Origin of the sequence: Bartonella sp. HY038 (assembly GCF_014117425.1) — a bacterium.
Classification (GTDB): Bacteria; Pseudomonadota; Alphaproteobacteria; order Rhizobiales; family Rhizobiaceae; genus HY038.
Genome location: NZ_CP059725.1, coordinates 1,606,464 through 1,627,510 on the forward strand (window position 1 = coordinate 1,606,464; position 21,047 = coordinate 1,627,510).

General features: G+C 39.5%; 18 protein-coding genes. 10 read left to right on the forward strand and 8 right to left on the reverse strand.

Annotation, left to right across the window (positions count from 1 at the left end):
• Positions 1 to 378: 378 nt before the first annotated feature.
• Together H3299_RS06775 and H3299_RS06780 are read left to right on the forward strand one after the other, a co-directional pair.
• Positions 379 to 1,428 (forward strand): NAD(P)-dependent alcohol dehydrogenase, encoded by a 1,050-nt coding sequence (locus tag H3299_RS06775; RefSeq protein WP_182419497.1) that lies wholly within the window; start codon positions 379 to 381, stop codon positions 1,426 to 1,428.
• Between the two features lie 90 nt (positions 1,429 to 1,518).
• Positions 1,519 to 1,914 (forward strand): cupin domain-containing protein, encoded by a 396-nt coding sequence (locus tag H3299_RS06780; RefSeq protein WP_182419498.1) that lies wholly within the window; start codon positions 1,519 to 1,521, stop codon positions 1,912 to 1,914.
• A gap of 92 nt (positions 1,915 to 2,006) precedes the next feature.
• On the opposite strand, the gene H3299_RS06785 is transcribed toward H3299_RS06780, so the two are convergent.
• Together H3299_RS06785 and H3299_RS06790 are read right to left on the reverse strand one after the other, a co-directional pair.
• Positions 2,007 to 3,242 carry a murein L,D-transpeptidase gene (locus H3299_RS06785; RefSeq protein ID WP_182419499.1) on the reverse strand — a complete coding sequence of 412 codons (1,236 nt, stop codon included), beginning with the start codon at positions 3,240 to 3,242 and terminating at the stop codon, positions 2,007 to 2,009.
• Between the two features lie 236 nt (positions 3,243 to 3,478).
• Positions 3,479 to 3,883 (reverse strand): hypothetical protein, encoded by a 405-nt coding sequence (locus tag H3299_RS06790; RefSeq protein ID WP_246708178.1) that lies wholly within the window; start codon positions 3,881 to 3,883, stop codon positions 3,479 to 3,481.
• A 607-nt stretch (positions 3,884 to 4,490) separates the two neighbouring features.
• Here H3299_RS06790 and H3299_RS06795 point away from each other — a divergent pair.
• Complete coding sequence (locus H3299_RS06795; RefSeq protein WP_182419501.1) at positions 4,491 to 5,807, forward strand: NtaA/DmoA family FMN-dependent monooxygenase; 1,317 nt, start codon at positions 4,491 to 4,493, stop codon at positions 5,805 to 5,807.
• Positions 5,808 to 5,944: 137 nt separating this feature from the next.
• On the opposite strand, the gene H3299_RS06800 is transcribed toward H3299_RS06795, so the two are convergent.
• The 3 genes from H3299_RS06800 to H3299_RS06810 form a co-directional block, all read right to left on the reverse strand.
• Positions 5,945 to 7,267, reverse strand: coding sequence for an ATP-binding protein (locus H3299_RS06800; RefSeq protein WP_182419694.1), 1,323 nt, complete (start codon positions 7,265 to 7,267; stop codon positions 5,945 to 5,947).
• A gap of 130 nt (positions 7,268 to 7,397) precedes the next feature.
• Entirely contained in the window at positions 7,398 to 8,066 is a 669-nt protein-coding gene (locus tag H3299_RS06805) for a response regulator transcription factor (RefSeq protein WP_182419502.1), read from the reverse strand.
• Positions 8,067 to 8,131: 65 nt separating this feature from the next.
• Positions 8,132 to 8,371, reverse strand: coding sequence for a hypothetical protein (locus H3299_RS06810; RefSeq protein ID WP_182419695.1), 240 nt, complete (start codon positions 8,369 to 8,371; stop codon positions 8,132 to 8,134).
• Between the two features lie 472 nt (positions 8,372 to 8,843).
• Here H3299_RS06810 and H3299_RS06815 point away from each other — a divergent pair, with 472 nt between their 5' ends.
• From H3299_RS06815 to H3299_RS06840, 6 genes are all read left to right on the forward strand, one after another.
• The gene (locus H3299_RS06815) at positions 8,844 to 11,027 is read left to right on the forward strand and encodes a transglycosylase domain-containing protein (protein ID WP_371739817.1); all 2,184 of its coding nucleotides are present in this window, start codon (positions 8,844 to 8,846) and stop codon (positions 11,025 to 11,027) included.
• 170 nt (positions 11,028 to 11,197) lie between these two features.
• The gene (locus H3299_RS06820; protein ID WP_182419504.1) at positions 11,198 to 11,788 is read left to right on the forward strand and encodes a DUF1214 domain-containing protein; all 591 of its coding nucleotides are present in this window, start codon (positions 11,198 to 11,200) and stop codon (positions 11,786 to 11,788) included.
• Entirely contained in the window at positions 11,781 to 12,320 is a 540-nt protein-coding gene (locus tag H3299_RS06825; protein WP_182419505.1) for a hypothetical protein, read from the forward strand. Before H3299_RS06820 ends, H3299_RS06825 begins: the two co-directional genes overlap by 8 nt.
• Before the next feature lie 296 nt (positions 12,321 to 12,616).
• Positions 12,617 to 13,378, forward strand: coding sequence for an SDR family oxidoreductase (locus H3299_RS06830; protein WP_182419506.1), 762 nt, complete (start codon positions 12,617 to 12,619; stop codon positions 13,376 to 13,378).
• A 122-nt stretch (positions 13,379 to 13,500) separates the two neighbouring features.
• Positions 13,501 to 15,450 carry an excinuclease ABC subunit UvrC gene (gene uvrC, locus H3299_RS06835; protein WP_246708212.1) on the forward strand — a complete coding sequence of 650 codons (1,950 nt, stop codon included), beginning with the start codon at positions 13,501 to 13,503 and terminating at the stop codon, positions 15,448 to 15,450.
• A gap of 109 nt (positions 15,451 to 15,559) precedes the next feature.
• Positions 15,560 to 16,114 (forward strand): NADPH-dependent FMN reductase, encoded by a 555-nt coding sequence (locus H3299_RS06840; RefSeq protein ID WP_210276145.1) that lies wholly within the window; start codon positions 15,560 to 15,562, stop codon positions 16,112 to 16,114.
• A gap of 87 nt (positions 16,115 to 16,201) precedes the next feature.
• Here H3299_RS06840 and H3299_RS06845 read toward each other — a convergent pair whose 3' ends face one another.
• Together H3299_RS06845 and H3299_RS06850 are read right to left on the reverse strand one after the other, a co-directional pair.
• Positions 16,202 to 16,684, reverse strand: coding sequence for a hypothetical protein (locus H3299_RS06845; protein ID WP_182419508.1), 483 nt, complete (start codon positions 16,682 to 16,684; stop codon positions 16,202 to 16,204).
• A 295-nt stretch (positions 16,685 to 16,979) separates the two neighbouring features.
• Positions 16,980 to 17,891, reverse strand: coding sequence for a LysR substrate-binding domain-containing protein (locus H3299_RS06850; RefSeq protein ID WP_182419509.1), 912 nt, complete (start codon positions 17,889 to 17,891; stop codon positions 16,980 to 16,982).
• A 111-nt stretch (positions 17,892 to 18,002) separates the two neighbouring features.
• Here H3299_RS06850 and H3299_RS06855 point away from each other — a divergent pair, with 111 nt between their 5' ends.
• A complete protein-coding gene (locus H3299_RS06855) occupies positions 18,003 to 19,028 on the forward strand; it encodes a YeiH family protein (protein ID WP_182419510.1) in 1,026 nt (341 codons plus the stop codon).
• 1,102 nt (positions 19,029 to 20,130) lie between these two features.
• Here H3299_RS06855 and H3299_RS06865 read toward each other — a convergent pair.
• Positions 20,131 to 20,901, reverse strand: coding sequence for a DUF4424 family protein (locus H3299_RS06865; protein ID WP_182419512.1), 771 nt, complete (start codon positions 20,899 to 20,901; stop codon positions 20,131 to 20,133).
• Between the last annotated feature and the right edge of the window lie 146 nt (positions 20,902 to 21,047).

Here is a 21,047-nt window from a genome sequence, read left to right on the forward strand (position 1 = left end):
TTTGCTTTCCATCTATTTAAAAAAGTAGCCTCATGAATTACACAAAAATCATTTAATATCGTTTTTAATTTGCCATCACATTAATGAATTTCACTCATAACTATTAGTGAAAATAAACTATTATCGAAAAGAATTATATACCTTAAAATTAAGCCATGAAGATATTTGTATTTATAGCATAACCATCCCTCATAAATTTACCGTAACCTTTAACACGTCATATGTGATGCGGCACAAAGCAATTTTAAAAAGGCCGATGTAAATTTTCCATAATTAAAACCGCACATAAATACAAAGACTTGCAATTTTTTTATCTAAACCCAATCTAACTGGAATGATCTTAAACAATAATTTTAATATTTAAATTGGAGCTTTTAAATGTTTATTTGTGACGGCTTTGCCGTATCCTCAGCTAACGACACGTTTCAGCCCTTTAGTTTTGAACGTCGCGATCCCCTTGCTTTCGACGTTGACATTGATATTGCTTTTTGCGGTGTTTGCCATTCAGACTTGCATACCGCACGTGGTGAATGGGCTGGCACCCAATATCCTTGTGTTCCTGGCCATGAAATCGTTGGTACCGTTCGCCGGATTGGCAGTAAAGTAACCAAATTTAAAGTCGGCCAACGTGTTGGTGTTGGTTGCATGGTCAATTCTTGCCAAAACTGTGATTATTGCAACCAAGGATTGGAACAATATTGTGAAAATGGTAATACATTAACCTATAACAGCCAAGATCCGGAAACTGGTCCTGATCGTCATACTTTTGGTGGCTATTCCAAGCGCATTGTCGTAAATGAAAATTTTGTTTTATCGATCCCTGATAATCTTGATCTTGCTGCGGCAGCACCACTTCTTTGCGCAGGTATTACCACTTTTTCTCCCCTTCATCATTGGAAGGTTACCAAGGGAACAAAAGTAGGGGTAGCGGGACTTGGTGGCCTTGGTCACATGGCGGTTAAACTCGCACATGCCATGGGAGCTGAAGTCACCATGCTCACAACGTCCGTCAATAAAGTTGACGATGCACATCGTCTTGGCGCTGATAATATTGTATTGACTAGAGACGCAGCAGCTTTGGCAAAAGCTGATAAAAGCCTTGATCTGATCATTGATACCGTTGCAGCGCAGCATGACATCAACCAATATTTTAATCTGCTTAAAGTCGATGGTACATTAGTACAAGTCGGAGCACCGGTTGAGCCCCTCCCCGTACAGGTATTCAACCTTATTCCCTATCGCCGCTCTTTCGCCGGATCGGCCATTGGTGGCATTGCAGAAACACAAAAAATGTTAGACTTTTGCGGCAAGCATAACATTACCGCAGATATCGAACTCATAGCACCAAATCAAATAGAAAACGCTTATGCACGCATGTTAAAAAGCGACGTGAAATATCGTTTTGTTATTGATATGTCGCAAGCCTAGGCTGCTAGATGCACTCTCATTTATCGTTATAAATGAGCATTTTTTTAATTTAAAAAATATGCTTTTTACTTTTTATAAGGGATTAATATCATGGAAATAATTCGCTCTGGCACCCGATCATCGGTTAAATTATCGCCTGATTATTTTACTGGGACCGCCCGTCTTGATGCAGTCATTGATGAGCATCAAGGTGCCAACGTCACATGTGGTCATGTAACTTTTGAACCATCTGCCCGTACTAATTGGCACACCCACCCAAAAGGCCAAGCGATTATTATTACATTTGGTCTTGGCCTTGTACAAAAAGACGGTGGTCCGATTGAAGAAGTGCGCCCCGGTGATGTTGTGTGGTTTGAACCTGGAGAAAGACATTGGCATGGAGCCTCCCCAAACACAGCCATGTCACATTTTGCTGTGCAAGAGCTTGAAAATGGCAAAACCGTTGAATGGTTAGAACCAGTCAGTGATGCACAATATTCACGCTAATAAACACTTAAAATCATTTATCACACATAACTGAATGATAAAAAAGCCGCCCTTGTCAAACAATGGCGGCTCCTTATAAAACGTTTTTAGATTCAAGATTCAGTAAATGCTAATTCACTAGCGCCATCCATGTGATAAATATCACCGCGGAACTGCACTACCCCATTACCGGTTGACCAGGCTGAAATATATACAAAGTGCAAAGGAATTGGATCTTTAACGGCAATAGGCGTATTAACACGCTGGCCAATAACCTGCTCCATACGCGTTCTATCCCAATCTGGTGTATTTTTCAAAACCCAGACGTTAAAATCTCTAATATTATGAATACGAATACAACCAGAAGAGTCAAAGCGCATCAAATTATTGAAAAGGGTTTGCTGCGGTGTATCATGCATATATACCGAATGAGTATTATGGAAATTAATTTTGGTTGATGACATCGCATTGATTTTGCCAGGATCCTGACGGAAACGCAACCTCGTTGCTTCATCGGTATTCCAGTTAACCGATTGAGGGGAAACCTCTTGCCCCTGACCATTAAATAAATGGATATTATTATCGGTTAGATAATTTGGACTTTTGCGCATCAAAGGAATAATATCCTTTTTAATAATTGACGCAGGAACTGTCCAAGTTGGATTTAAAATCACTTCATGAATTTTTGAATCAAGAAGTGGCGTTTGGCGATCTATCTTACCAACAACTGCCGTGTAACGCTGAGCAACAGAACCATCTTCAACAGCTTCAATTTGCGCTGCAGGGATATTCACCATAACAAAGCGCTGTTCACGCGCTGTTTTTTCTGCTTCTTTTTGCAAGCGATCAAGATTAACGCGTAATTGCTGCAAGCGTGCATCAGCACTAACATTCATGGCGCGGTAGGTTATATCTCCGACAACACCGTCTGCAGGCAAACCATGACGCGCTTGAAAACGACGTACAGCGGCATCAACATAAGTATCAAAAGCTACGGACAAACCAGCTTCACGCGCTAAATCACCAGAAATAAACAAACGTTGACGCATAATTTCTACAGCAGGATGATTCATGCCCAGCTGTAATTTGCCTTGCTCGGCTGGAACGTGAGGCCAACCACCTTGCGCAACGATGGCCTCATATTGAGAAATGGCAACTTGTGTGTAACTTACAGTGGCACCACTTAGAACAGGTATATTAGAGGCAACCTGCTGCCCACCAGCTGCTTGCGTGTCAAACTGGTCACCCCAAGAAGACGCCCTTTGCGCTGTTGCACTACCTACCAAACCGAAAAGCCCCAACCCTAAAGCTGAACCCAACACCATCCGGCGATTTACCTGTTTTTTCATTTCTCGACATCCATGTAATAAAGCTACCAAATTTATAAGTGGATAGCCTTAAAATAACCTAAACAGGCTAATAATTATTAAGCCTGCCGCATTTGCTGAAATTTTGCTACTATTTTATGGTGATAAAATGTCAAGAATAAAATTCTTGACATAAAAACGCATATTTCAAATGAATGAAGCTTCTGTAAAAAAGCGCTAAAACACTTTAATAGCAACACAACAATTGATATAGAAAATTAGGTCAATGGTGACCAGCTACCATCATCATTTCGGCATGCACTACCACGATTAGTTTGCGGCACACCGCGAATCACAAAACTATGGCTATATTGACGGCAATTTTGTGATCCAACACGATAAGGCTGACCCGGCGTTACTGTACCTGATGCAACTCCATCATTGGTCGCCCAATTAATGGTATTGCCAGAACGTGTATATTCTAATGCCTTATATTCAGCCTCTAAAGCAAGGCTGCGCTGTTTCGCAGGAATTCTTGAAATAGAATCACCAAGAAGTCCTGTCCCCATTGCAGAATATATAAGGTTTTCTGTTGCTGTAGTTGTGGTCTGTGGTTGCTTGATACAACCCGCAACAAGTGACGGAATACACAACATTGTTATAAGGACGGCCGATTTTTTCATTTTCAATACCATGAATCACTGTAACTAAAATTTAGCTACATAAAAATATAAACACTTAATATCTAGAGCATTTTTGAAAATCTGTGAAGCGATTTGAGTGAAAAATATGATAAATCAATCAAATAATGCATTTCAATAAAGTGATTTAAGGGTAATATTGCTGTTTCAACGCTCCATCAATTGTAGAAAGCCTATTTTCACGCCAGATCAATACCTTAACCGCTTAAACTACATCTAAAAAATTAACAATTGACTTTATCAAGCATCATAATTTGAATTCTAAACAACTATAACTTAATTAAAAATTTTATTTTTTACTAAGTAAAGTTTTGACAATTATCATTCATTTTATGCAATGCTAATTTGCCGCTCCCAATAATTTTACTGGTAATCATTTATAATTCGGCCATTTTAGCATGTTGATAGAATTGAGAATGCCCCGACAAACTTGTCACTAACCATTATTAACATTTATAGATGCAATTTGTAACAGTAAAACATTAGTATTTTAGCAGCTATGTCGTTTAAGATCCCCCCAGCGCTAAAAGAAATATTTTACAATATGCCTCATTATTTTTAAAACTAATAATTCGAGATAGATAAAGCCATGAGACGTTTGCATATCAATACAATGATTTATGGGTTAGGCAGCCATATATCGGCATGGCGCCTACCTAATAGTGACCCACTCGCGGTCACCAAGCTAAATTATTGGGAAAATCTAGCCAAGAACGCTGAAACCTATGGTTTTGATGCCTTGTTTTTTGGTGATGTACTGGCTCTTCATCATAATTCTCCGGCAGAAATTATCGGTTCACTCGATCCTATTCTTATCTTATCGGCTATTGCCTCTATCACCCAGTCAATCGGCCTTATCGGTACTTCGTCCACGACCTATGATCACCCTTATCACATAGCCCGCAGATTTGCGTCTCTTGATCATATTAGCAATGGTCGAGCAGGTTGGAACATAGTTACTTCATCAACTTTGTTAGAGGCTAAAAATTTTGGACGAGATGTGCTTGCTCCTCATGAAGAGCGCTACGCAAGAGCACGTGACGTGGTTGAGGCCACATCACACCTTTGGACGAGTTGGAAACCAAATGCGCGTATAGGCGACAAAGAAAATGGTATTTACTATAGTGAGGGTGCAGTTGAAAAAGCCAATTATCGCGGCCATTACATAAGAAGTTCCGGACCACTTAATGTACCTCCGCCCCCACAAGGGCATCCTGTACTTACGCAAGGGGGCATATCCGATCATGGTCGAAATTTTGCCAGTCAATATGCTGACATATGCTTCACAGTACAATCCGATCTCGATGATGCAAAATTCTTTTATAAGGATATAAAGCAACGCGCACTGCAATTAGGGCGAAGCAAAGAAAAAATTTTGGTATTTCCAGGAATCGTACCGGTTATTGGCGATAGTTACGAAGCGGCAGAGCAAAAAATTGCAAAACTCAATGACCTTGCACCTGCAAATTTTGGTTGGCATGAACTATTCAAGATATTGGGTATTGATCTCTCCTCCTATAAACTTGACGATCCGTTACCAACATTTCTACTAGATCAGGCAGATGAACCAGAAAATTCGCACCGCGCAAGGCTTTTGCTAAAAGAAGCACGACAAAAAAATTATAGCCTACGTGAATTCAAAGCTCGCTTTTTATGTTCACGCGGTCATTTTCTTTCAATCGGCACGCCTGATAAAATTGCTGACGACATGCAAAAATGGTTTGATGAAGAAGGAGCCGATGGCTTTAACGTTATTTTTCCAACATTGCCCGACGAACTGGACCTGTTTGGCAAAACCGTAATTCCCATCCTTGAAAAACGCCGATTACGTACACCACCCATTGCAGGCGAAACTTTGCGGCAACGATACAATCTGCCTGACTATGAGTTAACAAGGGCTGCATAATAGGACAATATTTATATTACGTTCTATTGAGAAAGACTGTGCTCACTATCTAGACGTAATTTTCCCTGTCATTTGACTGGAGCCTTTTCAAGGCAGCCCCCATAAAATTTGTCAATTTATACTTCAATAAAGAGAGATTAATCTTCGGCCACTGGTAAATAAATGCGAATACGCAAGCCCCCCAATTGAGAGCGATCAAGTTTAAGTTCGCCACCATATTCTCGCACCGTATCAACGACAATAGACAAGCCCAATCCGGTACCCGGAACAGTTTCATCTAACCGCCTACCCCGCTTTAAAGCTTCATTGACGTCATCGTCCTTTAGCCCTGGTCCATCATCTTCAATGCAAATTAAAAACCTTTTTTGGGATTTATCATCACGATGTAATGGAGCTACTTCAATTTTTATAAAATCCATCGCCCATTTGGCAGCATTTTCCAAAAGATTACCAATAATTTCTTCAATATCTTCTTTTTCACCGGCAAAAATAATTTGCTCTTCTGGAAAATAACTTTCAATTTTCTTATCGGGATTAAGTTTACGCATAACTCGAATAATCGGCTCTAACGTAGGCACAATGGCGGTGCGATAAACAACACTATCACGTTGAGCAGCAATTCTTGCTCGTTCAAGATAATGTCTAATCTGTGTTTGCATTGCCAAGCTTTGCTCCCGAATTATCTTACCCTGTTGACCGCCAATTTTTTCTGATTCATTACTTAAAACAGCTAATGGGGTCTTAAGTGAATGAGCAAGATTACCAACTTGGGTGCGAAAACGCTCCACAATACGTTGATTATTATCGATGAGCGCATTCATCTCACGCGCAAGAGGTGCAATTTCTAGCGGCAAATTTGTATCAAGCCGATCTGCTTTACCCGTACGAATAGCCTTTAAGGTTTTACGCACCCTAAAGAGCGGTGAAAGACCAAGCAATATAACAATAACATTGATAATGATACTGGCGATACAAAGGCCAACAAGATAAAAACTCATTGTATCACGGAATTTTATAAATTGTTTTTCAACTTCATAAAGATTGCCAATGATGCGAAACCTTGCCACTCGATCTTCCTGATCAAGTAGCACATCGCCTTCTACAACCAATACATCCTGCCCTTGAAAGCCTTTGGCAGTGTAAGAGCGCATAAAGTGGCTATCAAAAGGCACGTCACTTTCAGAAGGTGACAATACACGCCCAGCCCCACTACTATAGGACTGTAACCTGCCACGCAAATTAGAAGAAACAGCTGTTACTTCCCAAAACCAACCCGAATTTGCATCGGTATATCTTATATCGCCAAGCTCTGGCTTACCACGCAAAACACCTTGCGGCGAAACATCTACAAAACCGATAAGTGAGTATAAATGGGCAGATAACAAATCTTCAAAGCTTTGTTCATTTGCTTCACGATAAAGGGCTGATGCAGTAAAGGCGACAATTATCAAAGCCACCATCACCCAAAGGGTTGAGAACAACCCCAAGCGTAAGGTAAAAGATCTTCTGGAAAAAAAATTCAAAACAGCGCCTTTGGTGATTTTTACCTCGATAAAAAAGCAAATGGAAAGATTAGATAAAAGCTACTTACTATACAGCAGATGGCTTCTTTAACCGATAGCCCATACCACGAATAGTCTCAATAACATCAACACCGAGCTTTTTACGCAAACGCCCAACAAAAACCTCAATAGTATTGGAATCGCGATCAAAATCTTGATCATATAAATGCTCAACCAATTCAGTACGCGAGATCACCTCACCTTCATGATGCATAAGGTAAGCAAGCAAGCGATATTCATGTGAGGTAAGTTTTATAATTTGGTTATCAACTGTCACTTTGGAAGTCTTAGTATCCAATAAAACTGGGCCACAATGAAACTCGCTCGATGCGTGACCGCTAGAGCGCCTGATTAAAGCGCGCAACCTAGCTAAAACCTCTTCCATATGAAATGGCTTGGCAACGTAATCATCAGCGCCAGCATCAATACCAGCAACTTTATCAGACCATCTATCACGTGCCGTCAACAATAAAACCGGCATGCGATGCCCGTCTTTTCGCCACTCTTCCAAAACCTTGATGCCGTCCTTGATTGGTAAACCAATATCAAGAATAACGGCATCATAGGGCTCTGTATCACCAAGGAAGTGCCCTTCCTCACCGTCAAAAGCACAATCAGCAACATAGCCAGCCTCAGTCACTGCCTCCACAAGCTGGCGGTTCAATTCCCGATCATCTTCAACAATTAAAATACGCATTAAAAAATCCGATTTCAGAGAAAATAGCAACCAAACTAAAATTCAAATGGCTTAATAAATAAATTTTAATTAGCTGGTACTGCAACTTCTACACGGCGTGGCTGCTCTCCATCCTTACCTCGAATGATAACCACCACGACGCAAACATCTTTACCATTTTGAACGGTTGGCGTCGCCTTAGAAAGCTGACCACCTTGTTCATCGGCAATTTTTTGACCCACAGCGTTGCAATCTGCTGCCAAAGCAGGAGAAATGCAAATGCTAGTTAAACCAAGTGCGATAATTGAATATGTAAGTTTTTTCATCATGACCCTCTTTTAATATAGTTTACCTGAATATTGCATGAACAACGACCAACTGCCCTTTATAAATATTCAGCATAGAAAAACGCTTAGCCTTCAGACATTGAAACTACTTAATAATATTTTTGCAAGTAGAATCACTTTTCGAAAAATGACATTAATGAATTGATTTAACCATTTACACTTTTTGTGCAAGATCTGACTGGCTAAAGCTTAAAATCCATTTATTTTGTTTGTTCCGTCAAGGTTAAGCAACGCCAACCACAAAAAAGCATTATAAAATTGCACGAATTATATTAGCTTCTACTATAATTAGCATTAACCAAATTGCGATTTTTTTAAGTCTCAATCAGCAATTTTTAACGATAATGATTGTAATGGACACGGTGAAAGGTTACAAACTTTTACAGAAAGTTTAATTAAAGAATATAAGAATATAGCGGATTTTAATCAATATAATTACTCTATCTAACCCATGGGCAGGGACAGCACAATGTTCGGTCGGAAAGAAAAGTCAAAGAGTACAAAAACCGGTAAAGGCTTTCGCAGTCCTTTATTTATCGGTTTAGACGCTTGGGTCGATAATGCATTATATAAATTTGCTTATTCGTTCGGTCGAATTTGGGATCGCCTTTCAATATTTTCAAATAAATTCAGAGTTCGTGGTACAAAACGGTTTTTCGTTGAACTTGCTGACGAAGCAATGACACTTGGTCTCATTGGTTTGACATTATTTGTTGTTTTAGGGCTTTCCGTCTATAAAGCCACCGATGGCGACTGGCGCGCACCAGATGAATTTGCCATGACAATGCTTGATCGCCATAATAATATAATTGGGCAACGTGGCGCAATGCATGCAGAAAATGTTGCGATTGGTGACATGCCAGATTTCGTTATAAAGGCAGTTCTTGCCACAGAAGATCGCCGTTTTTTCGAGCATTGGGGCATAGATTTTTATGGCCTTTCGCGTGCACTTAGCCAAAATATGCGAGCAAATGGTGTAGTTCAGGGCGGCTCCACCCTCACCCAACAATTGGCCAAAAATGTATTTCTATCCAATGAGCGGACCTTCAAACGCAAAGTTAAAGAAGCTTATTTAGCGCTTTGGCTAGAAGCTAATCTGAGCAAGAACGAAATATTACAGCTTTATCTTGATCGCGCCTATATGGGCGGTGGCAATTTTGGTATTGCATCAGCAGCAAAATATTATTTTGGTAAAGATATAAGAGATGTAACCCTTTCAGAAGCTGCAATGCTTGCTGGGCTTTTCAAGGCGCCAGGAAAATACGCCCCGCATATTAATTTGCCAGCCGCCCGTGCCCGTGCCAATGTCGTTTTATCCAATTTAGTAGATGCTGGCTTTATGGGTGATGGTGAGGTAGCAGCGGCGCGTCTTCACCCTGCAACAGTAGTTGCTAGCCTTAACAATGATTCACCAGACTATTTCCTTGATTGGATCTATGACGAAGTGCAAAAAATGGGTGATAAATTATCAACCCGCATGCTTGTTGTGCGCACGACCCTTGATCTTGGCTTACAAAAAGCTGCAGAAGAATCAGTCGAATATCACATTGCTCAATATGGTAAACAGTATCGCGCGACACAAGCATCAACAGTCATCATTGAAAATGATGGCTCTGTGCGAGCAATGGTTGGCGGCATTGACTATGCCAAAAGCCAGTTTAACCGTGCTGCCCATGCGCAGCGCCAAGCTGGTTCATCCTTCAAGCCTTATGTTTATGCAATAGCTATGGAGCATGGTCTTACGCCACAAACAGTAATATCAGACGCGCCAATAAATTGGGCAGGATGGCAGCCACGCAATTATGGCCGCGGTTATGCTGGGCGCGTAGATCTTGCAACAGCGCTAGTCAAGTCTTTAAACACTGTACCGGTGCGCATTACCTATCAATACCTTAATCGTTCCACTAAGGAAATTGTTGATCTTGTTGAAGCGATGGGAATTGAATCCCCCATTAGCTCGCATAAAACCATGGTTCTTGGCACCTCTGGCATGACACCGCTTGATCAAGCCACTGGCTTTAATGTTTTTGCCAATGGCGGCATGGCAGGCAACCGTCATGGCTTTACCCAAATCATGACTGAAGACGGCCGCATTTTATGGGATTGGCAACGCGATGGCGAAAAACCTCACCGCGTTATGAGTGAAAAAGCCACCCAAGCAATAAATTCGATGCTCGTACAAGTACCAGAACGGGGAACCGGTCGCCGTGCCGCCCTACCGATGACGCGGGTTGCGGGCAAAACCGGTACATCACAAAATTATCGCGATGCATGGTTTGTCGGCTATACGGGAAATTATTCCGCCGCGGTTTGGATGGGGAATGATAATTTTACACCGATGAGCAGATTAACTGGCGGCGTGGTGCCGGCTATGATTTGGCAGCGCATGATGCTATATGCCCATCACAATATTGAATTAAAGCCTCTTTATGGCGTTGAAACCAATATTTCGTCCAATCAGAATATCGCGACGAATACTGAACAACCATCGCCATCAGCTAACCTACCACAGGTTTTGGCACCTGCTTCTATTGCAGTATTAAAAGAAATTAATGGCCTTTTATCATCGCCTCCATCATTTAATAGTATGGACCGTACGCGTCTTGTTTCATCAGATATCAAGCAAATACGATAAAATACTTTATAAAATAATTTTATTTTTGATAGTTAATCTTAAATTATGGTATTTGCGTTTTTTATGATGCAAGGATTTATGGTATGATCTGTTAAACTTGTTAAAAACTTATAGCAGTATTTTTTAATTTCGACTATTTTGCAAGCCTTTTATTCAAACCATTGGTATTCATGTTACGCTATATTATTTCGGTTTTCATTGCCCTTATAATCGCCATTCCAAGCGGCTTTTATGGCAGCGAATATATATTCAAAAACTTTGGTGGATTTTCACAATTTTCAATTGGTAGCTGGCATGCGGCACCACTTGCAGGAACCATTGAAGCGGACGCTTATGCCAAAGCACATCGCTTAGCGCTAAACAACCTTACACTTGGAAGAGCTGGAGGGCTGACCTTTCATGCTTGGCGCGACGACAATGACCAACCACTTAATTCTAATTGTCATTATAGGATTATTGGTCAATTGCCTTCCTTGCGGTTCTTTACCCTTTATGCGATTGATGAAAATGCACAGCCACTCAATGCGTCACCACCTTATTTGGCCGAATTAAATTCCGATGCGCTTATTTTTGAAAGTAATGGCGATATAGATATTGCAATCTCGTCAACAGCAAAGGCCGGTAATTGGCTATATGTGGCACGAAATAAGCGCTATGGCCTTGTGATGACACTTTACGATACTCCGGTGGCTTCCGAAACAGGGTTAGTCAATCCAATATTGCCAAAAATTGAACGCATACAGGACGGGCGCTGTGGTTAGAGTTTTTTATATTGCGCTTATGGCAATATTGGGTACAATTATTGTCCATATTACTCTTTTATTTTTATATCCGGCATTGGAGCAGGATGCTTTTTGGAATGAAATAAAACAATTGGCACCAACCAACCAGTTTATTGCATTATCTAACCAAAACTCTATCGTACAAGGTGCAGATCCAATTGCAAAGCTACGCCTATGTCATTTTGATTTAACGAATAATCCCGTTCACTTTCAAGCAAAAGGTGTTGTGGCCTTTTGGTCACTTTCGATCTATAATGACAAAGGTGATAATCTTTACAGCATCAATGATCGGACCTCTCCCAACCAAATATTGGATCTTGTTCTTGGTGATCCAATTCAAATTATGGACTATAGGCAAACAATAGCTGACAAGCCAAAAAAGCCAGTCCTTACTCAACAAAATTTAGATCATGGATTTGCAATTCTGCGTGTTTTACAGCCAAGTGAAGATTGGCAAAAAAATATCGACATATTTTTAGGCTCGGCTAGCTGTAATGAAATAATAAATTAGCCGTCACTCTAACTGCTTTGGGCTACACGTAGAGATGTGAAAAACGCCATTATATTTTGACTATATGTTCCTTATTGATAAGCGATGATGTTGAACAAAAGTAAGATGCGCTCTATATAGCAATATTAGTATTGAAAATAATTGAAGCCATGGCCAGAACCAATTTATCGATGGTCAATTAGCTGTTTTATGATGTTATCACGCTATATTGGAGATTTTTTATTTTCATAAAAAACAATGAAAACATATGATTAAAAAATATTTATAAACTTATAAGTGAAAGAGATTGACACTTGATGAATAATAGCCAACCCGTGGCACTCATTACCGGTGGCGCTAAACGCCTTGGGGCTGCAATAGCAGAAGATCTTGCGCGTCATGGTTTTCAAGTTGCAATACACTGCAATGGATCTCAAGAACAAGCTGCAAGTTTCGTCAACAAGTTACGTCATGAAGGGTTTCAAGCCAAATCATTTCAGTGCGATCTTTTAACTGCCAATTTAGATATATTCATGCAGTCAATTAATGATCAAATGGGGCCGGTCACCTTATTGGTTAATAACTCTTCAATTTTTTTAGAAGACAGTATTGGTAATTTTAACGAAAAAATCTGGAACGATCATTTTAATCTACATGTCAAGGTGCCGGTTATGCTAGCCAATGCAATGCATAATTTGCTCACGGATGAGCAAAAGGGACTAATTATTAACATGATCGATCAAAGGGTATTAAAACTCAACCCCAATTTTATTTCCTATACCCTATCTAAAGCAGCATTATGGACAGCAACCCAAACCTTAGCGCAAGCACTTGCACCGCGTATTAGAGTCAATGCCATTGGCCCTGGACCCAGCGTCAAAAGTCCACGTCAAAGCGAAGAAGACTTTGACAAGCAATGCCATTCCCTTTTGTTAGAGCATGGGCCGAAAATATCTGAATTTGGTGCAACCGTACGTTATTTGTGGCAAAATCATTCGATTACAGGGCAAATGATTGCTCTTGACGGCGGCCAGCATCTTGCTTGGCAAACTCCTGATATAATTGGCCAAATTGAATGAACGAGCTAAAAAAGCAACCTCATGGCGATATAGAGTCGTTAAGACTTCAGGACCCTGCCGATAATGATCTTGCAGGGCAAGATTATGCACAAGTTAACAATAATGATGCAAACACAACCGATATGCAATTGCTTGAAGAACAAGACGGATCAATCCAAGCTATAGAATGGGAAAACTCTGGCGAGGAACGCGATAGCGATGGTCTAACAGGCGCGGAGCTTATTGCTGCTTTCGTTAAACGCTTACCCAACAAGGCAGGTGTTTATCGTATGTTTGATAAAAATAATGAGGTACTTTACGTTGGGAAAGCCCGCAATTTAAAAAAACGCGTCTCCAATTATACACGCCCGACAGGTCATTCTAATCGTATTAGCCGCATGATCCGCGCGACCTGCAATATGGAATTTGTGGTCACGAATACAGAGACGGAGGCACTTTTATTAGAAGCTAACCTTATCAAAAGGTTACGTCCAAGATATAATGTTTTACTTCGAGATGATAAGTCCTTTCCTTATATTGTTCTCACTAAAAATCATCGAGCCCCTGGCTTATTTAAGCATCGCGGTGCACGCAGCCAAAAGGGCGATTATTTTGGACCTTTTGCCTCCGCAGGAGCGGTAAACCATACAATAAACAGTTTACAGCGTGCTTTTTTACTACGTACTTGCACTGATTCAGTATTAGAGACGCGCACTCGCCCTTGCCTGTTATATCAAATCAAACGCTGTTCTGGCCCATGTACCCATGAAATATCTGAAAGTGATTATGCGCTTTTAGTCAAAGAGGCCAAGGATTTTCTCTCAGGTAAAAGCCATGCCGTTAAAGAAGATATGCTGAAATCAATGCAGCAAGCCTCACAAATGTTGGATTTTGAGCATGCTGCTGTTTATCGCGACCGCCTTGCTGCCCTTGCCCATATTCAAGGCCATCAAGGTATTAATCCGCAAGGGGTTGATGAAGCTGATGTATTTGCCTTACACTTTGAAGGTGGGCAAAGCTGTATTCAAGTATTTTTCTTCCGAACCGGCCAAAATTGGGGTAACCGCGCCTATTTTCCAAAAGCTGATCCATCCATTTCCACAAGTGAAATATTATCAGCTTTTATCGCACAATTTTATGACGACAAGCCTATTCCATCCCTTATTTTAACCAGTGAAGTGATCGAAGAGGAAGATCTTCTCTCCCAAGCCCTAAGCCTTAAAGCAAATCGAAAAATCACGATAGCCCAACCACAGCGCGGCGAAAAAAAAGATCTGGTAGATCATGCGTTAACCAATGCCCGTGAAGCACTAGGGCGGCGATTAGCAGAAACATCAACGCAAGCGCGATTGTTACAAGGCTTTGCTGAGACATTTAAACTAGACCATGTGCCAAAACGCATCGAGGTATATGATAATTCACATATTATGGGCACCAACGCCGTTGGCGGCATGATTGTTGCTAGCCCTGAAGGTTTCGTTAAAAATCAATATCGTAAATTCAACATCAAATCGCAAGACATCACGCCAGGCGATGATTACGGAATGATGCGTGAAGTGATGGAACGCCGGTTTTCTCGACTATTGAAGGAAAAGGGACTACCTGTGGAGAATACCACACAGGATGATGATAGTTTTCCGCAATGGCCAGATGTTATTTTGATTGATGGTGGACAAGGTCAAATGAAAGTTGTGCATGAAGTATTGCGCGAACTAGAAATAAATGACGCGGTGATTGCTATCGGCGTTGCTAAAGGTATGGATCGAGAAGCTGGCCGTGAACGTTTTTTTGTGGAAGGCAAGCCATCATTTACACTACCACCGCGTGATCCGGTTTTATATTTTGTACAAAGACTACGAGACGAAGCCCACCGTTTTGCTATTGGTAGCCATCGCGCCAAACGTAAAAAGGAAATGATTAAAAATCCACTTGATGAGATTGAAGGTATTGGGCCTGCCCGCAAACGCGCACTACTCAGCCATTTTGGCACCGCAAAAGCAGTATCACGTGCCGCGATTGAAGATCTTATGCGGGTTGAAGGAATTTCTCAATCCATGGCAAAACTGATCAATGATCATTTTAATGAAAAATAATATTTATTGTTTTGTAAAAATTTTTTCTATCACCTACAGGCTATCTCACTCTTAATAAAATACTTATGTTTTTAAAGTGAAGTACTTATTCTTAAAGGTAATATTAATCATGGAAATGCAGATACAGATTATTATTGGCAGTGTGAGAAAAGGGCGTATCGGCCCCCAAATTGCAAGCTGGGTAAAAGATGAAATAAGTGCCAATTTTTCAGCTGAGGTTATTGATTTGAAAGATTGGAATTTGCCAATGGATGACGAACCTAATTTGCCCGCTGAGGGCATTTATCTCAATTGCCATACACGTTTATGGAGTGAAAAAATATCAAGTGGTGATGCTTATATATTTGTATTTCCGCAATATAATTGGGGCTATCCAGCAGCATTGAAAAATGCGATAGACCACCTTTACCATGAATGGGGTAATAAGCCTGCGCTTATAATCAGTTATGCCAATAAAGGCGGCGGCAAGGCAGCAACCCAATTAAGACAAGTATTGCAAGGCGTGCACATGAACGTTGCAATGAATAATATTGAAATTAAATTATCAGAAATTGACTTTAGCAAAGAACTTGGCAACAATGCTTACCCGCAAGATCTAGCTAATTATAGAGAAAAACTTGCAGCAGCAATGAACGAAATAAACAAAATCTATAGCAAAGCATAGCTCTAGCCATTTATTTCTATATAGATCTATTAAATTAGGTTTCAGTCGTGGCGTTAGGTAATTATTAATAAAGCACTTACTTTAGTCCTAATCTGAACCATTTGGAATTAACTTCTTTTCTAATCGTTTAACATAGAAAGAAACGCCGTTCTCACTCTCTATCTTTTTATGCACATTATTAATGAGAACAAATAGATGGTGGCGATCCTTAGCAGATATTTGCTTATTAACTAGCATTGATGCTTCATCAATGACCAATAACCGATCATTAAGTTTAAGATAGATATTTTCGGCTACAACCAAGGAGGAACGGGCGTTTACTTTATCGGTTAACTGCAATAATATATCGCTTTCAATCATATTACCCAATTCATTATCGCCACCTTTATAAGACAAGCTTGCTAAACATAGCAGTGCAGCTAAAACAGTAGGCTCATCTTGGACCGATAAAAGCGAAGATAGCTTATCTTCAATTGGTTGGCGAGGAAGAGAAGGCTTATTTTTATTTTTGTTATAATGATAAGCACCGAACAAAATTCCTAATAAAAGAACCAATAATAATAACGGCATAACACCCCTATACGCTAAAACGCTTTACACATATTATATTTTTTCAATATATATATTATTATTTCACAACTTAATAAATGTTATATTCAATTTCAAGCCTTTTTATTACTGAATATAAAATATAGATTATAATCATACTCAATATTTAAAGATGTACCAATATTTTAGCCAATATCGGCAAGGTGAGTAGCTCACCAAATTACATGATCATAATATATCTCAGCAACAAATTTTGGGCGGTCACTTATAAAAGACTATATGTTTTGAACCTTTAAATGCAGTTACACAATCTCAGTCAGCAGTGTTTCAAAGGTGTAATATTTTCTAAAAAACGTAGCATAGCAGGACTTTGATAACGAGCCTTATTGCACAAAATTGAAAAAGGTCGCTTCTGCAATTTAAACGGAAGAACTTCCAAACTATTAGTTTTAATATAATGTTGAACTACCAATTGTGATAAAGGGGCTGCATAATTACCCGACAAGACAGCGCTAAGCACCGCCTCATTTGATGGCAAGGTGAATTTCACCCTAATTCTACTAGCATCTAAGCCGGCCGCCTCAATAGCTTGATAAAAACTACTTCTTGTACCAGAGCCCTCCTCGCGCATAATCCAGTTTAACTCATAAAGTTTATAGTTGATATCCCTACTACTATTATCAAATTTAAAATTAAATACACTGGCAAGGCGCGGAGATGTTACAACTAATAATTGATCATCCATGATCTGTTTACGTTGTAAGCCACTAAATTGTAGATCGGTTTCAATAAACCCAATATCACAAATGCCTTCTTGCACAGCGCGAGCAACCTTATCGCTATTAACAATAGTAAGATCAATCGTAACAGCAGGATATTCATCATTGAAAGAAGATAATATTGATGGCAACCAATAATTAGCAATTGTATGACTGGCATAAAGCGTCAAACTACCACGGCTCAAACCAGATAGCTCTTCTAATATTCGTTCAGTCATAGCGGCACGCTGCAAAGTTGCGCGCGCCTCCTCTAGAAAAACCTTACCAGCTTCAGATAGTTTAATTTGCCTACCTACACGATAAAACAACGCTAGATTAAAATTGTCTTCCAAATTGTGGATAGAGGTTGATAAGGCCGACGGCGTTAACCGCAATGAAGTTGCAGCTTGGGTTAAATGCTCTCGTTCGGCAACAGCTACAAAAATGCGTAATTGCTCTAATGTTATCATGACAACCGTTCAATTAAATTTAACAATCTATACTATATTTTAAAATGGACGAAATGATTATTTTCTATATTGATAGGAATAAATAAAAAATTTTTAAAAGCAGTATCTATCATGAAAAATTCACCTACGGACTTATTATTCCGTTTTTTCCCCGGCATTGCATTATGCGGCGTTATTTCTGCTGCAAGCTTTGGCCTTCAAGCTGTTGGACAATTATTTTTTGGCCATTACTTTCCAGAAGCACTGGTATTGGCAATTATTTTAGGCGTTATTTGCCGTAGCATATTTGGTTCGGTGCAGTTTCCTGCCTTTAGGCGCTTTGATGAAGGCATCGGTTTTTCGGCTCATTTTTTGCTTGAACTTGCGGTGATGCTATTAGGGGCTTCTATTTCGACCACCATTATCATGCAAAGCGGATTACCGGTCCTTGCTAGCGTTGCCATTGTTGTTTTCTTGTCCATTTGTATTTCATATTGTATTGCCCGTGCACTAAAACTGTCATCAACCATATCACTTTTACTCGCTTGCGGTAATTCCATCTGCGGTAACTCTGCAATTGCGGCTGTTGCACCAGTTATCGGGGCTAAAAGTGATGATGTTGCCCCTTCTATTGCATTTACCGCTGTGCTTGGTGTTATAGCTGTCTTGTGCCTACCTTTACTCGTACCAATTTTTGGCTTTAATAACTATCAATATGGTATTTTTGCTGGCATGACTGTTTATGCCGTACCACAGGTCCTCGCAGCAACAGCACCGATTTCTGCTGTTTCCGTACAAACCGGTACTATTGTAAAGCTTATTCGTGTGCTTATGCTTGGACCTGTTATTTTTATAATCAGCCTTATTAAGGGCAGCAGCCAAGCTAAGAAAACTCCCTTATCCCGCATGGTGCCATGGTTCATTATTGGCTTTATAGCGCTCGCCATTTTTCGCTCATTAGGATTCATACCAAATGCTGCCCTTACACCTATCAATATGACAACCGTCATCTTGACTAATATTTCAATGGCTGCCTTGGGCCTTGGTGTGGACATTCGTGCCCTCGCCCGTTCTGGTGCGCGTGTTATTTTCGCAGCATTTTTATCGCTTATCGCGCTTTGCACCTTGGCAATGATCTTTATATTTTATGTTTTATGAAACGCACTTTATAATGAAGTTAGAGCTTTTCTAACAAAGGTTAGATCAACCTTTGCATCTGGACAATGCAACAAAATAAAAAATTTAGAGCACGTCACGGCTTTAACATTCAGAATACGCGCTTAAGCGCTTTTTTTAGCAGATATTGCATTACCTTTATTCAAAATAAATCCGCAAACAAAATCTATAAATCATGAATATAAAAATTAAGACTAAAGCAGTAAAATGATAAATTTTAATTTTTTTCCTAAAAATTACTATTAACAGCAAAAACAATGAGCAGAAAAAGATCATCAGTTCTCTAGAAATATCATCAGTTAAAGGCAAAGCTCGAAACGATTGAACCTCCCCTTGGGCTAACATCCACTCATAATCATGAACGGATGAAAAATAAACGAATAAAAAAACAACGATAGATAATAAGTAATAAATAATATAAGCAGGGCTAAATATATTACGCAACAAAACCTCCGCAATAAAATTGATTTTTAAAAAATAAAATTACTACCGATCTCATTTCTAAGCTACAATGAAAATCTCATCATTAATTTTTTCCTTTAATCATCAATTAAAGCTAAGGATATTAAAATAGCGGCGGCAGGCAAATCATCCCCTCGTCAACAAAGCCTAATTATATAACACAACAGATAATAAGATATGCAGAGATTGCAAATGCTGCATTGACAGCCGCGATTACTGTTTCCCCGCAAAGAACGTTCACAAGAAATTTCTGAAATAGGGTAATTTTTTATGTGACGCTCTTTCAAACATATCACTAATCCCGCAAGGCTTATAAGGCTCATATCTATAACAACTATATGTTGGAGCAATATATTGCCCAAAGATTGCCTTAAACCAAATTTTGCTCAATACAAACATTATCTATAACAATATTTCTTATACGAAAATCTTTCGAACAATAAGCTAATTCACTAAAACGAACTTTTATAATGAATTTTGCAACGTGAAACTTATGTTAGGATAAAAGCATTGTAACATAAGGTAATCAGACTGGCTTGTGATACCTAGCCTAACAGACTTGCGAAAACTCACAATTAATCAAGTATTTGCGCTCTAAACTTCAGATCCAACAATCGGCGACCTATTGCTTCGTAAATCCGGTGGACCAAAGAATTTCAAAGCTTTCGGGGGGTAGGTAATCAGTTTTTAGCATTTCAAATTTTGTAGGCGAAATCTTTTTTACATTTTCACCACAAAAACTAATCAAAGAGTTTGCATCTCCCTTATCTACAACCAAGCGAAAATTTTTCACTTTACCTAAATTGTTTGCAGGTGAAAAAGTTAAAAAATGATCCATCCAAAACGTAAACCCATTTTGATGTCTCTTTTTAATTGCCGGTAGATAATCGTCTTTTACGCAATACTCATTTTCAGTATCATTAAATCCACCGAACTCGCCCGCAACTGCAGGTTCATATTGTAAAGTGATTTTCACCTCTTTACCTGGTCTAAAACGATGAGACCAAAAATAAGTGGTCTGCTCTAAGCAATCATCATTGCCATCCACACAAGCCCCTTCAGCTTCATCAACGTTGATAGTTGTAAAAGACGGAAAAATTTCAGTATTATTATGAAAAAAACGAAAATTACCGGGGTGACTTTCATCAAGATCAGGATATTGATCTACAGATGGTAAAATAAATTTAACATCAGTCAAAACATCATTATTTCCCGTGTTCTTAAATATATAGTCGCTCTTTACCAATCCTAAAGACAAATAAAGATCTTGCGATACAACCTCTATATTTTTTTTGTCGGTTATTGTTAAGCCTCCGACAGCATAACCACCCCACGCCAAAACAATAGAAGGCTGAATTAAAAGCAATAAAATGCCAAAAATTAACGACTTCAAATCCCCCACTCCAATTTTACTTAATAATTAAAATTAAAATACGTATCTAATCATAAAAAAAACAATTCGCCGCTAATTGCTAAAAAAGCCAACATAGATCATTTTTAAACAGTAGCAAACCAATTGCCAACAGCAAAACTAATCGT

Coding starts and splice junctions, on each gene's coding strand:
- H3299_RS06775 (WP_182419497.1), top strand. CDS start 379: ATGTTTATTTGTGACGGCTTTGCCGTATCCTCAGCTAACGACACGTTT.
- H3299_RS06780 (WP_182419498.1), top strand. CDS start 1,519: ATGGAAATAATTCGCTCTGGCACCCGATCATCGGTTAAATTATCGCCT.
- H3299_RS06785 (WP_182419499.1), bottom strand. CDS start 3,242: ATGAAAAAACAGGTAAATCGCCGGATGGTGTTGGGTTCAGCTTTAGGG.
- H3299_RS06790 (WP_246708178.1), bottom strand. CDS start 3,883: ATGAAAAAATCGGCCGTCCTTATAACAATGTTGTGTATTCCGTCACTT.
- H3299_RS06795 (WP_182419501.1), top strand. CDS start 4,491: ATGAGACGTTTGCATATCAATACAATGATTTATGGGTTAGGCAGCCAT.
- H3299_RS06800 (WP_182419694.1), bottom strand. CDS start 7,267: ATGGTGGCTTTGATAATTGTCGCCTTTACTGCATCAGCCCTTTATCGT.
- H3299_RS06805 (WP_182419502.1), bottom strand. CDS start 8,066: ATGCGTATTTTAATTGTTGAAGATGATCGGGAATTGAACCGCCAGCTT.
- H3299_RS06810 (WP_182419695.1), bottom strand. CDS start 8,371: ATGAAAAAACTTACATATTCAATTATCGCACTTGGTTTAACTAGCATT.
- H3299_RS06815 (WP_371739817.1), top strand. CDS start 8,844: ATGGGCAGGGACAGCACAATGTTCGGTCGGAAAGAAAAGTCAAAGAGT.
- H3299_RS06820 (WP_182419504.1), top strand. CDS start 11,198: ATGTTACGCTATATTATTTCGGTTTTCATTGCCCTTATAATCGCCATT.
- H3299_RS06830 (WP_182419506.1), top strand. CDS start 12,617: ATGAATAATAGCCAACCCGTGGCACTCATTACCGGTGGCGCTAAACGC.
- uvrC (WP_246708212.1), top strand. CDS start 13,501: ATGCAATTGCTTGAAGAACAAGACGGATCAATCCAAGCTATAGAATGG.
- H3299_RS06840 (WP_210276145.1), top strand. CDS start 15,560: ATGGAAATGCAGATACAGATTATTATTGGCAGTGTGAGAAAAGGGCGT.
- H3299_RS06845 (WP_182419508.1), bottom strand. CDS start 16,684: ATGCCGTTATTATTATTGGTTCTTTTATTAGGAATTTTGTTCGGTGCT.
- H3299_RS06850 (WP_182419509.1), bottom strand. CDS start 17,891: ATGATAACATTAGAGCAATTACGCATTTTTGTAGCTGTTGCCGAACGA.
- H3299_RS06855 (WP_182419510.1), top strand. CDS start 18,003: ATGAAAAATTCACCTACGGACTTATTATTCCGTTTTTTCCCCGGCATT.